Source organism: Dactylosporangium sp. NPDC049742, assembly GCF_040674675.1.
In the GTDB taxonomy this organism is placed as follows: Bacteria; Actinomycetota; Actinomycetes; order Mycobacteriales; family Micromonosporaceae; genus Dactylosporangium; species Dactylosporangium maewongense.
In genome coordinates this window covers 1-13,613 of sequence record NZ_JBFANF010000128.1, presented here as the reverse complement: position 1 = coordinate 13,613, position 13,613 = coordinate 1, and the positions used below count along the sequence as shown (strand labels likewise).

Below are 13,613 nucleotides of genomic sequence, written 5' to 3'. Positions count from 1 at the left end.
GGACAGCGTCTTCGTGCCGCCGGTGCTGTTGGTGTACCGGAGGGTGGTGGCCGCGTTGCCGGCGTTGGTGACGTTGACGGTACGGATGACGCGGGAGCGCGTCGCGGCTGGTGACGACCGCGAGGCAGCCGGGGGTGCCGGGCAGCAGCGGCCGGACCTGCTCGGCGTCGCGGGCGTTGTCGAGCACGATCAGGACCCGCCGGCCGGCCAGGAGGCTGCGCAGCAGGCCCGCCTGCGCGGCGAGCCCGGCGGGGACGCGGGCGGCGGCGACCCCGAACGCGTCGAGGAACCCGCGGACCGCGTCGGCGGGGTCGACCGGCCGGCCGCCGGGGTCGAAGCCGCGCAGGTTGACGTACAGCTGGCCGTCGGGGAACCGCCCGGCGGCGCGGTGCGCCCAGTGCACGACCAGCGCCGACTTGCCCACGCCCGCGGTCCCGGTGACCGCGGCGACCGCGACCCCACCGGCGCCGGTGTCTGCGGTGTCTGCGGTGTCGCCGGTGAGGAGCGTGTCGAGGCGGGCCAGCTCGCCGGTCCGGCCGGCGAACGTGCCCACCGCCAGGGGCAGCTGCGCCGGCACCGCTGGGGCCGCCGCGGCGACCGGGGCGGGCGCGTCCAGCTCCGGATCCTGGCGCAGGATCCCCGCCTCCAGGTCGCGCAGCGCGGCGCCGGGCTCGATGCCGAGGTCGTCGTTGAGCGTGCCGCGCAGCCGCCGGAACGCCGCGAGGGCGTCGGCCTGGCGGCCCAGCCGGTACAGCGTGAGCATCAGCAGCCCGTGCAGCTGCTCGTCGAAGGGGTGCTCGCGGGTCAGCTGCTCCAGGTCCGGCAGCAGCTGCGCGTGCTGCCCCAGCCCGAGCCGGGCCTCCAGCAGGGCGCGCCGGCCGCGCAGCCACAGCTGGCCGAGCCGGTCGGCCTGCTCGTCGAGCCACGGCAGCCCGCCGGTGTCGGCGAGCGGCGCGCCGCGCCACAGCTCGAGCGCGGCCTGCAGGTGACGGGCGCGGGCCGCCGGGTCGGCCTCCCGCAGGCCGGCGGCGATGCGCCGTTCGGCGACCGCGACGTCGGTGCCGTCGCCGCCCGCGTCGAGCAGGTAGCCGGGTGGACGGGACGCGATGACGGCCTTGTCGCCGAGGGTGCGTCGCAGGTACGACACGTGACTCTGCAACGCGTTGACGGCGTTGGGCGGGGGAGCGTCGCCCCACACCAGGTCGACGAGGCGCCCGGTGCTGACGACCTCGCCCGGGTGCAGGCCGAGGACCGCCAGGACCGCCTTGCGTCGCTGCCCCCGCACGGGGCGCGCGGCACCGTCGACGAGCACGTCGACCGGACCGAGAAGCCTCACCCGCAACGCCGCCGCCCCCAACGGTTGACTCCCTCGAACGTATCGATGAAGCGGGGCGCTGACCGCCGGGTGTCCGACTGTTGACGACGCAACCGAACCGGCGCGCCGGCGGTCTTCGGCGCCCGCCCGCCGGTGCCGCCGCGGTGGTCCGGATAGGTTGGATCGATGAGCGCGTTGGAGAAGCTGCGGGCCGCCGCGCCCGTCATGCGTGAGGACCTTGCCGGGCTCGTCGCCGTCGAGTCGCCGTCCGCCGACCTCGACGCCCTGGCCAGATGCGCCGACGTCGTCGCCGGGCTCGGCCGGCGGTGCACCGGGCTGGCGCCGGAGCGGGTCGTCGTCGCCGACCGGCCGCACCTGCGGTGGCGCTTCGGTGACGGGCCGGTCCGCGTGGTGCTCGTCGGGCACTTCGACACGGTGTGGCCGGTCGGCACCCTGGCCCGCTGGCCGTTCGCCGTCGACGGCGACCGGTGCACCGGCCCCGGCGTCGTGGACATGAAGGGCGGCCTGGTCGTGCTCTTCCACGCCCTGGCGGCGGTCGCGGACCTCGACGGCGTCGCCGTGGTGTGCAACTCCGACGAGGAGATCGGCTCACCGACCTCGCTGGCGCTCATCGAGGACACGGCCGCCGGCGCCGCGGGCGCGCTGGTCCTCGAGGGCAGCGCCGACGGCCGGCTGAAGATCGCCCGGAAGGGCATCGCGCACTACTCGCTGCGGGTCACCGGCCGCGCGTCGCACGCCGGGGTCGCCCCGCACCTCGGGATCAACGCCGGGGTCGAGCTGGCGCACCAGGTGCTGCGGGTCGCGGCGCTCGGCGCCCCACCGGGCACGACCGTCACCCCCACCGACGCCGTCGTCGGCACCACGAGCAACACGGTGCCGGCCGCCGCCCGGGTCAGCGTCGACGTCCGCGCGTTCGACCCGGCCGAGCTGACCCGGGTCGACACGGCGCTGCGCGGCCTGCGGCCGGTGCTGCCGGGCGCCGAGCTGACCGTCGAGCTCGGCCCGTCCCGGCCCGCGATGCCCGAGTCGGCGTCGGCGTCGCTGTTCGCCCTGGCCCGCCGGATCGGCGCCGAGCTGGGCCTGCCGCCGCTGGAGGGTGAGGCGGTCGGCGGCGGCTCCGACGGCAACCTCACCGCCGGCATCGGCGTGCCGACCCTCGACGGGCTCGGCGTCATCGGCGGCAACGCGCACGCCGAGGGGGAGTGGTCCGACCTGGCGACGATGCCGGAGCGGGCCGCCCTCGTCGCCGGCCTCGTCGACGCGATCGGCCGGGCACGGTGAACCTGGCGGCCGCCGCCGGCGCCGCCTCCCCGGTGGCGGACGCGTGGGAATGCGCGGCGGCGGCCGCGGAGCGGGCCGGGGTCGAGGTCGTCGAGACCGCCGACGTGCCCGGCCGGGCCGCGTTCGACGACGTGTCGGCGCTGCTGCAGCGGGTGTGGCGGGCCGAGCACCGGGCCGAGATCGCCGCGCCGGGCCTGCTGCGGACCTACGCGCACTCCGGCAACTACGTCGCCGGGGCCTACCGTGGCGGCCGGCTGACCGGTGCCGCGGTCGGCTTCTTCGGCCGGGACGAGCGGGGCACGCCGCACCTGCACTCGTTCGTCGCGGGGGTCGAGCCCGGCGGCCTCGGCGCGGGGGTCGGGTTCGCGATGAAGCAGCACCAGCGGGCCTGGACGCTCGCCCGCGACGTGCCCGAGGTCCGCTGGACCTACGACCCGCTCGTGCTGCGCAACGCCTCCTTCAACCTGCGCAAGCTCGGCGGTCACGCCGTCCGCTACCTGCCCGAGTTCTACGGCGCGATGGCCGACGGCATCAACACCGGCGACCTCAGCGACCGCCTGCTGCTCGTGTGGCGGCTCGCCGCGCCCGAGGCCGTCGCCGCCGCCCACGGCACTCCTGTTGGTGTCGACGTCGCCGGCACGGCGAAGCTCCTCGACCGGGCCGGCGACGGCACGCCGCTGCGGTTGCCGGCCGTGCCGGCGCCGGCGGTGCTGGTGGCCGTGCCGCCGGACGTGGAGGGCCTGCGGGCCAGCGACCCGGCGGGCGCGGCGGCGTGGCGGCTCGCGGTGCGGGACGTCATGGGCGGGCGGCTCGCCGCCGGCTGGCGGATCGCCGGTTTCTCCCGCGACGGCTACTACCTGCTCACCGAGGAGGGGTGACGACCGCCACGTCGCGGATCGACCACCGATAACTTTACAAGCGTTAGCTGACGTGTCTAACCTTACGGGCGTAAACAAACGTTCGTAAGGGGTCTTCGATGTCCGAACATCCGCGCCGGTGGGCCGCGCTCGCGGTGCTCAGCCTCACCCTGGTCGCCGTCACCCTCGACAACTCCGTGCTGAACACCGCCCTGCCGTCCCTGGCGCACGGGCTGCACGCCACCACGTCCGACCTGCAGTGGATCACCGACGCGTACACCCTCGTCTTCGCCTCGGCGCTGATCCTCGCCGGCAGCCTCGGCGCCCGGCTCGGCTCGCGCCGCGCCCTGATCGGCGGCCTCGTGGTCTTCGGCGGCGGCTCCGCCGTGGCGGCCCTCGCGGACACGCCCGGCCAGCTGATCGCGTGGCGGGCCGTGATGGGCCTCGGCGCCGCGTTCGTCATGCCGGCGACCCTCGCCATCATCACCCGCATCTTCTCCCCGGCGGAGCGGCCGAAGGCGTTCGCGGCCTGGTCGGCGGCGGCGGGCATCGGCGTGCTCATCGGCCCGGTCACGGGCGGCGCGCTGCTGGAGCACTACTCGTGGAGCAGCGCCTTCTGGATCAACGTCCCGCTGGTCGCGGGCGCGCTGGTCGCGGTGGTCCGGCTGGTGCCGGCCGTCCCGGTGGTGCGGACCGGCCGCCTCGACGTGCTCGGCGCGCTGCTGTCCACGGCCGCGGTCGCGCTGCTGGTGGACTTCGTCATCCAGGCCCCGGCCCGCGGCTGGACCGCTCCGCTCGGCTTCGCCGAGCTCGCCGCCGCCGTCGTCCTGACCGCGCTGTTCGTGGCGTGGCAGCTGCGGGCGGCGTCGCCGCTGGTGCGGCTCGACCTGTTCGCCAACCGCACCTTCCTGCTCGCCGCGCTGTCCCTCGCCGTCGTGTTCTTCGTCCTCTTCGGCACGCTGTTCGAGCTGTCGCAGTACCTGCAGCTCGTCCACGGGTACAGCCCCCTCGTCGCCGGCCTGGGCGCGATGCCCTTCGCCGTCGCGATGGCGACCACCTCCGCGACCTCGGCGCTGCTGTCGAAGCGGCTCGGCGTGCGCTGGACCCTCGTGCTGGGCCTGTCCCTCGCCGTCGCCGGGCTGCTCTCGCTGTCCACCACCGGCGTCGGCACCGAGTTCTGGAAGGTCGCCTTCGGCACCGGCGTGATCGGGCTCGGCATGGGCATGATGATGGCCCCGGCCAGCCTGCAGATCAGCGGCTCGGTCCCGCCCGAGTACAGCTCGATGGCCGGCGCCCTCAACAGCGTCATCCGTGAGCTCGGCGGCGTCCTCGGCATCGCGGTGCTCGGCACGGTCGTCTCCTCGGCGTACCGGAGCGACCCCGCCCTGGTCCTGCCCGGCGCGGACCTGCCGGCCGCTCACGCCGCCGCGGCCACCATGCCGCCCGCCGACGCGCAGCACGTCCTGTCCGCCGCCGACGCCGCCTTCACCGCCGCCATGGACCGCGGCGCCCTGGTCGCGGCCGGCATCGCGGCCCTGATGGCCATCGCCGTGGCCGTGATCCGCCCCGCGGCCGCCCGCACCGCGCCCGCCGAGGCGCAGCTCGTCGCCCAACCGGCATGATGGACCGATGACGACATCGGGAGGCCGCACTCGCAACCGCAGGGGCGAGGGCGGCCTCCTGCGTGACGAGATCGTCGCCGCCGCCGAGCGCATCCTGGAGCGCGAGGGCGACGAGGCCGCGATCACGCTGCGGTCCGTGGCCCGGGAGGCCGGGATCGCGGCGCCGTCCATCTACGCGCACTTCGCCGACCGGGACGCCGTCATCGAGGCCGTGCTCGACATCGCGTTCGACCGGCTGCGGCAGATCGTCATCGACACCACCACGGCGCTCGCCGACGACGACTGCGTCGCGTCCCTGCTGGCCGGGTGCCACGCCTATGTCGACTTCGCGATGCGGGAGCCGGCGCGCTACCGGGTGCTGTTCGGCCGGCTCCGGGAGGGGCGGCCCGACCTGAAGATGCCGCTGAAGCTGGAGGACGTGCCCCCGAAGTGGCGGTCCCGCCTGCAGTCCTTCGAGGTGCTCGTCCACGCGCTCGCCGCCTGCGTCGCCGCCGGGCGGTCCACCAGCACCGACCCGTTCGCCGACGCGGCGCTGGTGTGGACGGCGCTGCACGGCGCGGTCATGATGCGCCAGTTCGTGCCGGGCTTCCCGTGGCCGCCGTTCGAGGAGTCCGTCGACGCGGTCGTCCTGCGCATCTGCCGGATCTCGCAGTGACCCTCGCCGGCGACCTCGCGGGCCCGGTCGACACCGCCGCGCGGGCCCTGCTGGGCTGCACGCTCACCGCCGGCGGGGTGACGGTCCGCCTGACCGAGGTGGAGGCGTACTCGGGCACCGGCGAGGACCCGGCCTCCCACGCCCACCGCGGCCGCACCCCGCGCAACGAGATCATGTTCGGCCCCGCCGGCCACGCGTACGTCTACTTCACGTACGGCATGCACTACTGCGTCAACGTCGTCACCGGCACCGACGGCACCGCGTCGGCGGTGCTGCTGCGGGCCGGCGAGGTCGTCGACGGCCTGCCGGTCGCCAGGTCCCGCCGGCCGGCCGCGCGCACCGACGCCGAGCTGGCCCGCGGCCCCGCCAGGCTGTGCGCCGCGCTCGGCATCGACAAGTCCTTCTACGGCACCTACCTGCTCGGCGACCCGCCCCTGCTGCGGGCCCCGGCCGCCGCGGTGCCCGCCCTCGCCGTCTCGACCGGCCCCCGCGTCGGCGTCACCGGCGCGCACGACGTCCCGTGGCGCTTCTGGGTCACCGGTGACCCGACGGTCAGCGCGTACCGCCGCCACACGCCGAAACAGGCGATGTGAGGAGGGGTCAGAAGCGGGTGCGCCGTCGCGGGGTGGTGACGCCCCGCTGGTGCGGCGGCGGGGCGTAGGGCCGGGTGTGGGCGCCGCCCGGGGTGCGGGGCAGGCCGTCGAGGAGGTCGTCGAGGCGCTTCACCATGGGGTCGCCGACGTCGGCCGTGTAGTCCTCCGGCCGCGTCCGGTCGATCCCGGCGGGGACCTTCGCGAGCCGGAGCAGCACCGTGCCGGCCACCGACACGACCAGGTTGGCGAGCAGGGCGATGAGGCCCACGTACACCATGACGCCGTCACCGAAGGACCAGCTGGAGCCGCCGAAGTGGGCCTTCACCACGACGCCGCCGGGGCCGAGCTGCGGGATCCGGTAGAGCATCGCCACGGCCGTGACCAGGCCCGTGACCAGGCCGGCGATGAGCGCTCCGCGGTGGAACCACGCCGTCGTCAGGCCGAACATCACCGCGGGGATGGTCTGCAGGATGACGGCGCCGCCGATGAGCTGGAGCTCCGCGGAGTACGCGGGGTCGAGCAGGAGGATGACCGCGACCGCGCCGAACTTCACGACCAGCGACGCCCAGCGGCTGACGCGGGCCTCCTCGGCGGGGCCGGCGCCGGGGCGCAGGTACTGGCGGTAGATCGAGCGGGTGAACGCGTTCGCCGCCGCGATCGACATGACCGCGGCCGGGATCAGCGCGGCGACGCCGAGCGTGGCGTAGGCGATGCCCGCCGACCAGCCGGGCAGCAGCTTGTGGAACAGCTGCGGGGTGATGGTGTTGAGGTCGCGGCCGACGGGGACGACGCCGTTGGCGACCGCGAACAGGCCGAGCAGCCCCATCAGGCCCAGCGCCAGGCAGTAGACCGGCAGGGCGGCGGTGTTGCGCTGCACGGTCGACCGGTCCCGGGCGGCGATGATCGCGATGACCGCGTGCGGGTACGCGAAGATCGACAGCGCCGAGCCGACCACCATGGTCAGGTAGCCGATCTGCCCCGGTCCGGACAGCAGCAGGCCGTCGGCCGGTGACGGCGTCTTCGCGAAGTGCTCCGCGGCGCGCCGGAACGTGGTGCCCCAGCCGCCGGACATCGCCACGATCAGCACGCCGGACACGACGACCCACACGAGCAGGATGTCCTTGGCGATCGACAGCAGGGCCGGCGCCCGCAGCCCGGAGCGGAACGTGCTCACCGACACCAGACCGACGGCGACCAGCAGCGGCCACTCGCCGTCGACGCCGAGCGTCTTGAACACCGCCTGCAGCGACAGCAGCTGCACCGACACGTACGGCATGGTCGCCACGATGCCCGTGACCGCCACCAGCGCCGCGAGCCCCGGCGACCCGAACCGCGCCCCGGCCATCTCGCCCGGCGTCACGAACCCGTGCCGGTGCGACACCGACCAGGCGCGGGCGGAGAGGATGAACGCGACCGGGGTCGTGGCGATCGCGAACGGCACCGCGAAGAAGCCCAGCGCGCCCACCCCGTAGGTCAGCGCGGGCACGGCGACGAACGTGTAGGCGGTGTACATGCTGCCGCCGAGCAGGAACCAGGTGACCCAGCTGCCGAACGCCCGGCCGCCGACGCCCCACTCCTCGAGGCTGTGGATGCTCTGCGGCTGCCGCCACCGCGCCGCCGCGAAGCCGAGCCCCATCATCACGGTCATGAGCAGCACGAACACGGCGATCTCGACGTCCCGGTCGCTCACCTTCGCACCCCGATGTAGACGATCGAGATGACCACGGTCGCGAGGACGGCGCAGGCCAGCTGGTACCAGTAGAAGAACGGCACCCCCAGCAGCGCCGGTTCGAGGCGGTTGTAGAACGGCACGGCCAGGGGCGCGACGGTCGGGAGCACCAGCAGCCAGTACAGGGGGCGGTGGCGCTGATCAGGCTCGGGCATCGCTTGATAACAGTGCGCGATCATCGAGAATGCAAAGACGAAAAGCCATCGACCCCATAGGTGCGCAGCATCGTCTCGAGCCGCCGCGCCGCCGGTGACTGGTGGTGGTGCCGGGAGCTGCCGGAAGGGCGTGGCAGCTGGCTGACCACTCCGACCTCGACCATCGCCGGCGGGTCGAACCTGCGCAGCACCGCTCCGGCCGCCTCCGCCCGCCGGGCGTAGCCGCCGGCGACGACCGCCGTCGCGCCCGCCCGCAGCAGCGGCAGGACCGCCTCGCTGTGCCGGGTCCTGACGTCCGCGCCGTCGACGCGGAACCGTTCCTGCCGGCCGAGCGGCTCGACACGGACGGCGGGGTGCTCGACCGGCAGGTACGTGACGCCGAGCTCGCACCGCCCGTCGACGACGTGGCGGACCAGGTCGTCCTCGTCGCGCGGGCCGTGCACGCGCACCGGCACCCCCGGATGCCGCCGCCGGAACGCCGCGATGGCCGGCGCCACGTCCACGGCCAGGGGGTCGAGGACGGCGACGTCGAGCCAGCCGGCGGCGAGGCCGACGACGCACCCGACGGCGGCCCGGGCATCGGCGAGGTCGGCGAGCACCTTCCTGGCCGGGTCGAGCAGCGCCTTCCCGGCGTCCGTCAGTGCCAGGGGGCGCTGCCGCCGGTCGAACAGCTCCACCGACATGTCGCGTTCGAGCGCCCGGATCGACTGGGACAGCGACGGCTGCGCCACGTGCAGCGCGGCGGCCGCCGCGGTGACGCTGCCGTGCTCGGCGACGGCGACGAAGTACGCGAGCCGGCGCAGGTCCATGCCGCCGTCACCCCTCCCGCAGCGCGTGGCCGGCTTCTCGCCGGGCGTGGCCGGCTTCTCGCCGGGCGTGGCCGGCTTCCCGCAGGGCGTGGTCCAGGAACGCCCGCGCCGTCGCGGACAGTTCGCCGGGGCGGTGCACGATGCCGTACGGCAGCCGCAACGCCGGCACGACCCGTCTGACCATCGCCCCCCTGGCCACCGCCGCGGGCGTGGCCACGTCAGGCATGAACGCCGCCCCGGCCCCGGCGATGACCAGGTCGGTGATCAGGTCCCGCTGCCCGCTCTCGACCACGACCCTGGTCCTGACCCCGGCCGCCCGCAGCGCCGACTCGACCAGCAGCCGCGACGCGCTGCCCCGCGGCACGCCGAGCAGCTCCAGCCCCGCCAGATCCGCCAGCCGCACGGCCTCGGCCTCGGCGGCGGTGTCGGTGGCGGCGGCAGAGGCGGCGGTGGGCGGGACGCGGGTCGCGGGGCGGGCGGTGTGCGGCGGCGGGAACACGAGGACCAGGTCGTGGGCGCCGAGCGCCACCTCGCACAGCCCCAGCCGGGCCGCCGGCAGGTGGACCAGGCCGAGCTCGCTCACCCCGTCGCGGACCCGGGCCAGCAGCGCCTCGTCGGTGTCGCGGTCCAGGTTGACCGACACGCCGGGGTGCGCCCGCAGGAAGCCGCCGACCAGCTCGGCGCCCGGGTGCGTCCCGAGCGGCGCCGACGCCACGATCTCCAGGCTGTCGTGCTCGGGTCGCCCGCCGGCGGCCTCGCCGGCCATGGCGACGTCGCGGATCAGCACCCGGGCCGGCCCGAGGAACGCCCGCCCGGCCGCGGACAGCGTCACGCCGTGCGACGCCCGGTGGAACAGGGCCGTGCCGAGGTCGCGCTCCAGGGCCTTCACCGACTGCGACATGGTCGGCTGGGCGACGTTGAGCGCGGTCGCCGCCCTGCCGAACCCACCGTGCTCCACCACGGCGAGGAAGTACCTGATCTGCCGGGTGTCCACGGGTCACACGTCTTTCAGCACGCTTCGTGCAGAAATCATGTCGACAGTGTTACGCGCGTGTGCCGAGCGTGTCCAGGATCCGGGCACCGGACTTCGCGGCGGCCCGGCCCCCGCCGCCGTGACGGCCGCGGGACCGGGCTTGCCATCGATGCCGGGACCGCTACCAGCACGCCTCGCGCTGCGGGACCCGGTCCGCGTCCGGCCGGCGGATCATCGCGGTGAGCGGTGCCAGCCGGTACTCGGCGTCGGTCACGTGCTCGCCCCATTCCGTGCCGGCGTCGTCCGTGCCGGCGCCGGCCGGTCCGGTCTCGTGGGCCGACACGACCGCCATGAACATGTTCGGCGCGGCGCCGTGCCAGTGCCACTCGCCGGCCTCGACGACGACGGTGTCGCCGGCGCGCACCTCGTGGATCGGGCCGCCCCGGCGCTGCACCCGGCCCACGCCGTGCAGGACGGTCAGGATCCGGCCGTACGGGCAGCGGTGCCAGGCGGTCCGGGTGCCGGGACTGAACTGCGCCTGGAACGTCTGGAGGCGGGACGGCTCCAGGCCGGTGACGTCCCGGTCGATCCAGACGACGCCGGAATAGTGTTGTTGCGGGGCCTGCCGGCCTCGGCTCGGGGCACGGACGACTTCCATGGACCTTCCTCTCTGGGACGGACTCCCTGTTTCCGGTTCGGTGCTGTGGTTCGCCCGGCGGACGCGTCAGGCTTTGAAGTCGGCCCAGGACAGGTCCCAGGCGGTCCAGCCGTCGCCCGGGTCCAGCGGCACCCCGGTGTTGCGCGTGGTGACCGGGTCACCGACGAGCGTCTGCTCATACAGCCACTTCGCGTTCGCGGTCGAGACGTTGGTGCAGCCGTGGGAGACGTTGCGCTGGCCCTGGTCGCCGACCGACCACGGCGCGGCGTGGATGTACTGGCCACCCCACGTCAGGCGCATGGCGTACTGCACCGCGACGGTGTACTCCGGGGTGCGGAACACCGTCGAGGCCTCCCGCGACATGACCACGGTGACGCCGCTCGACGTCGGCGTCGACGGCTTGCCGAGGCTCACCGGCATGGTCCGCACGAGCGCGTCGTTCTGGTAGACGTTCATCTGCTTCGTCGCGTTGTCGATGTCGATGGTCAGCTTCCGGCCGATCGTGACCGTCGCCGCGAAGTCCTCGTCGGCGTGGCCGGCGCCGATCCGCACGCCGTTGAGCGCCTTCCGCGCCGTGATCTTCGTGCCGGGCTGCCAGTACTTCTCCGGCCGGTACATCACCTGCCGGCCGCCGAACCAGTGCCACGCACCGGTCTGCGGCGGATCGCTCTTCACGAAGAGGCGCTGCTGCACGGCGGCGCGCGACTCCTGCGGGACGTCGGAGCCGAACTCCACGACGATCGGCATGCCGACGCCGTAGGTCCCGCCGTTGGTCAACATCAGGTCGGACGTGACGACCGGGCCGCTGGCCTTCGCCGCCGTGGTGAAGGCCGTCTCCCGGGTCACGGGTTTGTTGTCGGCACCGACGGCGGTGACCTTCGCGGTGTACGCCGTGGCGTAGCGCAGCGCGGTGGCGGGCACCCACGACGTACCGTCTTCGCGGAACTCGCCGGCGACCCGCTGGCCCGCCGCGTCGGTCAGGACGACCTCGGTGATCTTCCCGTCGTTGACCTTCGTGCCGATCTCGGTGCTGATCGCCACCCCCGACTCGCCCGCCGCCGGGCTGACGGCCAGCCCGACCGCGGGCGGCGGAGCGGTCCACTTCGCCGCCGTGGGCTTCTTCGTCGAACTGTGACACGCCGACAGGCCCAACTGCGCTCCCACCGCGAGCGCGACCAGCGCCGCCGCGGTCCGGCTGGGCCCCCTCATGTGTTCTGCCTGTGTATGGACATGGGGGCATCGTCGTGCGCATCAGGGCGAGGCCGGGGCGGCAATGCGAGTGACAATGCGAGGGACCTGGGCCCGCGCGGTGGAATTCCTACATGACGGCGTCCACGATCTGTTGTGCGAGCCCCTCCCACTTCGCATAGGCGTCCGGGAACGCCGACCGCTGCACCATCTGCGCGGCGATGGTGACGGCCTGCTGCTCCCAGCCCGGGATCTGGGCGAGCGCCGCGTAGAACCTGCGGGCGGACTCGTGCGGATTCATCAGCTGGTCGACCGAGCCCCAGCTCGGCCGCTGCTGGAAGAGGCCGACCGAGTCGTAGTCGTACCCCACGCCCTCGTTGGGGTGCTGCAGCGACTGCGGCAGGTTCGGGTTCGCGAGGTTCCGCAGGTGGCTCTCCTGCAGGGCGGTGGCGATCCCCACGACGGCCGCGCGCCGCGGCAGGCTCAGCTGCCGGGCGACGTCGATGATCGCGACGGCGTTGTTCATCTCGGCCTGGGTCAGCCCGCCGACCGGCGCGTGCACCGTCGGCGACGGCGCCGCCGTCGATGCCGGTGGCGTGGCGGCGGGTGCCGGGGTGGTCTTCGCCGGTGCCGGGGCGGCCTTCGTCGGTGCCGGCGTGGCCTTGTTCGCGCTGTCGGCGGGTTTCCGGGCGCGGTTGCGTGAGGCCTGCTCGCCGGCCGCCGGGCGTTCCGCGTCGACGGCGAACGCCGCGGTGTTCGCCGGCACGGCGGCGGGTCCGGCCGACGCCGACAGCGTCGCGGACAGGCCGATCGCCACGACCGCGACGGCGCCCACGGCGTACCGGCGGATGTCGGCCGGCACGGGTGCGCGCAGCCGGAAGCGGGTCGCGTGCCGCCCCCGCCGGGAGCGGCGCAGGTGTCGGGGACCGCGTGCGGTCGCACCGTTGAGCTGCTGGTCTTCGTCGGCGCCCGGAAGCATCCGGCGAGCCTAGGGAGGCCCCGGATCCGGGGTGATGCCGGGCATGCGAACCTGCCGACCGGACACTGGGCGGGCCGCACGGCGCCGGGGCGCGGTCGGCGAGGTGCACCGGGGCACGACGCAGCCGACCAGCGGGCCGGTGGCCCGTGCGCCCGTGGCGTGCACCCGGTCCGTTCGCCACGCCGTCGTCACGCAAGGTAGCCGACCAGCGTGGGGGTTCCGGGGGTCCTCCCGCGCCCCCGATATGGTCCTCAAATCCGCCCGGCCCGCCGTCACCCATCTCGGATGACACCGCGGCGGATCCGCTGAGTCGCGTCCGCGCGAGCCGGGGAACCGAGCACCACCGGGGTGAATCCGCGGGGCCAGCGCCTCGAGGTAGGGCGATCCTCCCGCCCGAACCCGTCAGCTAACCCGGTAGGCGGCACCGGAAGGAGCACTCCGTGCAGCCACTGACCCGGCACCATCCGTACTGCGCCACCTCGGGCACCTCGACCCTCGGCCCGGCCCGGTAGTCGCCGACCGTCACCGCACCGGCCCCCGGCCGGCGTGGCACCCCCCTGCCCGGATCACGTCCGGCACCGGCAACAGCAGCCGTCATCGAGCATGTCTGTCGAGGTACCCGTGAGTTACCTGTACAAACCCAGGCACCAGAGCCAGAGCCCCGCCCCGCCGCGCTTCCGCGTGCTGCCGATCGCGGCCGCCGCGGCGGTCCTCGGGGTGACGGCGGCCGTCGGCGTGGCCGTGCACGCCTCGACCCCCGCACCGGTGGCCGACGCGC

At 74.7% G+C, this 13,613-nt stretch carries 13 protein-coding genes and 1 riboswitch; of the genes, 5 read left to right on the top strand and 8 right to left on the bottom strand.

Translation table 11 applies throughout. The annotated features are described in order from the left end of the window. The coding region (locus AB0J72_RS57990; RefSeq protein ID WP_363417545.1) for an AfsR/SARP family transcriptional regulator at positions 1 to 1,336 on the bottom strand (1,336 nt) is incomplete at its 3' end. Between the two features lie 165 nt (positions 1,337 to 1,501). Here AB0J72_RS57990 and AB0J72_RS57985 point away from each other — a divergent pair. From AB0J72_RS57985 to AB0J72_RS57965, 5 genes are all read left to right on the top strand, one after another. Further along, the gene (locus tag AB0J72_RS57985; protein ID WP_363417542.1) at positions 1,502 to 2,617 is read left to right on the top strand and encodes a M20 family metallopeptidase; all 1,116 of its coding nucleotides are present in this window, start codon (positions 1,502 to 1,504) and stop codon (positions 2,615 to 2,617) included. Then, complete coding sequence (locus tag AB0J72_RS57980; protein WP_363417539.1) at positions 2,614 to 3,495, top strand: GNAT family N-acetyltransferase; 882 nt, start codon at positions 2,614 to 2,616, stop codon at positions 3,493 to 3,495. The genes AB0J72_RS57985 and AB0J72_RS57980 overlap by 4 nt, the downstream gene beginning before the upstream one ends. Positions 3,496 to 3,593: 98 nt before the next feature. Continuing rightward, positions 3,594 to 5,096, top strand: a complete 1,503-nt coding sequence (locus tag AB0J72_RS57975; RefSeq protein ID WP_363417536.1) for an MFS transporter — start codon at positions 3,594 to 3,596, stop codon at positions 5,094 to 5,096. A 7-nt stretch (positions 5,097 to 5,103) separates the two neighbouring features. Further along, a complete protein-coding gene (locus AB0J72_RS57970) occupies positions 5,104 to 5,751 on the top strand; it encodes a TetR/AcrR family transcriptional regulator (protein WP_363417533.1) in 648 nt (215 codons plus the stop codon). After that, positions 5,733 to 6,344 (top strand): DNA-3-methyladenine glycosylase, encoded by a 612-nt coding sequence (locus tag AB0J72_RS57965; RefSeq protein ID WP_363417550.1) that lies wholly within the window; start codon positions 5,733 to 5,735, stop codon positions 6,342 to 6,344. Before AB0J72_RS57970 ends, AB0J72_RS57965 begins: the two co-directional genes overlap by 19 nt. A gap of 7 nt (positions 6,345 to 6,351) precedes the next feature. Here the strand turns inward: AB0J72_RS57965 and AB0J72_RS57960 are convergent, their stop codons facing one another. The 7 genes from AB0J72_RS57960 to AB0J72_RS57930 form a co-directional block, all read right to left on the bottom strand. Next, entirely contained in the window at positions 6,352 to 7,992 is a 1,641-nt protein-coding gene (locus tag AB0J72_RS57960; RefSeq protein ID WP_363417547.1) for a sodium:solute symporter, read from the bottom strand. 38 nt (positions 7,993 to 8,030) lie between these two features. Continuing rightward, on the bottom strand, positions 8,031 to 8,228 hold the full coding sequence (locus tag AB0J72_RS57955; RefSeq protein ID WP_363417530.1) for a DUF3311 domain-containing protein: 198 nt from the start codon (positions 8,226 to 8,228) through the stop codon (positions 8,031 to 8,033). A gap of 20 nt (positions 8,229 to 8,248) precedes the next feature. Next, positions 8,249 to 9,037: a LysR family transcriptional regulator gene (locus AB0J72_RS57950; protein WP_363417527.1), complete on the bottom strand. Its 789-nt coding sequence runs from the start codon at positions 9,035 to 9,037 to the stop codon at positions 8,249 to 8,251. Positions 9,038 to 9,044: 7 nt separating this feature from the next. Next, entirely contained in the window at positions 9,045 to 10,031 is a 987-nt protein-coding gene (locus tag AB0J72_RS57945) for a LysR family transcriptional regulator (RefSeq protein ID WP_363417524.1), read from the bottom strand. Positions 10,032 to 10,191: 160 nt separating this feature from the next. Beyond that, positions 10,192 to 10,668 carry a cupin domain-containing protein gene (locus tag AB0J72_RS57940; RefSeq protein ID WP_363417521.1) on the bottom strand — a complete coding sequence of 159 codons (477 nt, stop codon included), beginning with the start codon at positions 10,666 to 10,668 and terminating at the stop codon, positions 10,192 to 10,194. Positions 10,669 to 10,734: 66 nt separating this feature from the next. Further along, positions 10,735 to 11,877 carry an Ig-like domain-containing protein gene (locus AB0J72_RS57935; RefSeq protein ID WP_363417518.1) on the bottom strand — a complete coding sequence of 381 codons (1,143 nt, stop codon included), beginning with the start codon at positions 11,875 to 11,877 and terminating at the stop codon, positions 10,735 to 10,737. Positions 11,878 to 11,986: 109 nt separating this feature from the next. Beyond that, positions 11,987 to 12,835: a hypothetical protein gene (locus AB0J72_RS57930; RefSeq protein ID WP_363417515.1), complete on the bottom strand. Its 849-nt coding sequence runs from the start codon at positions 12,833 to 12,835 to the stop codon at positions 11,987 to 11,989. 293 nt (positions 12,836 to 13,128) lie between these two features. Then, positions 13,129 to 13,271: riboswitch (cyclic di-AMP (ydaO/yuaA leader) on the top strand. Positions 13,272 to 13,613 lie beyond the last annotated feature (342 nt).

Bases quoted from the DNA above. Each gene is read 5' to 3' on its own strand.
- AB0J72_RS57955 (WP_363417530.1), bottom strand. From the start codon at position 8,228: ATGCCCGAGCCTGATCAGCGCCACCGCCCCCTGTACTGGCTGCTGGTG.
- AB0J72_RS57935 (WP_363417518.1), bottom strand. From the start codon at position 11,877: ATGAGGGGGCCCAGCCGGACCGCGGCGGCGCTGGTCGCGCTCGCGGTG.
- AB0J72_RS57985 (WP_363417542.1), top strand. From the start codon at position 1,502: ATGAGCGCGTTGGAGAAGCTGCGGGCCGCCGCGCCCGTCATGCGTGAG.
- AB0J72_RS57950 (WP_363417527.1), bottom strand. From the start codon at position 9,037: ATGGACCTGCGCCGGCTCGCGTACTTCGTCGCCGTCGCCGAGCACGGC.
- AB0J72_RS57960 (WP_363417547.1), bottom strand. From the start codon at position 7,992: ATGACCGTGATGATGGGGCTCGGCTTCGCGGCGGCGCGGTGGCGGCAG.
- AB0J72_RS57930 (WP_363417515.1), bottom strand. From the start codon at position 12,835: ATGCTTCCGGGCGCCGACGAAGACCAGCAGCTCAACGGTGCGACCGCA.
- AB0J72_RS57975 (WP_363417536.1), top strand. From the start codon at position 3,594: ATGTCCGAACATCCGCGCCGGTGGGCCGCGCTCGCGGTGCTCAGCCTC.
- AB0J72_RS57940 (WP_363417521.1), bottom strand. From the start codon at position 10,668: ATGGAAGTCGTCCGTGCCCCGAGCCGAGGCCGGCAGGCCCCGCAACAA.
- AB0J72_RS57970 (WP_363417533.1), top strand. From the start codon at position 5,104: ATGACGACATCGGGAGGCCGCACTCGCAACCGCAGGGGCGAGGGCGGC.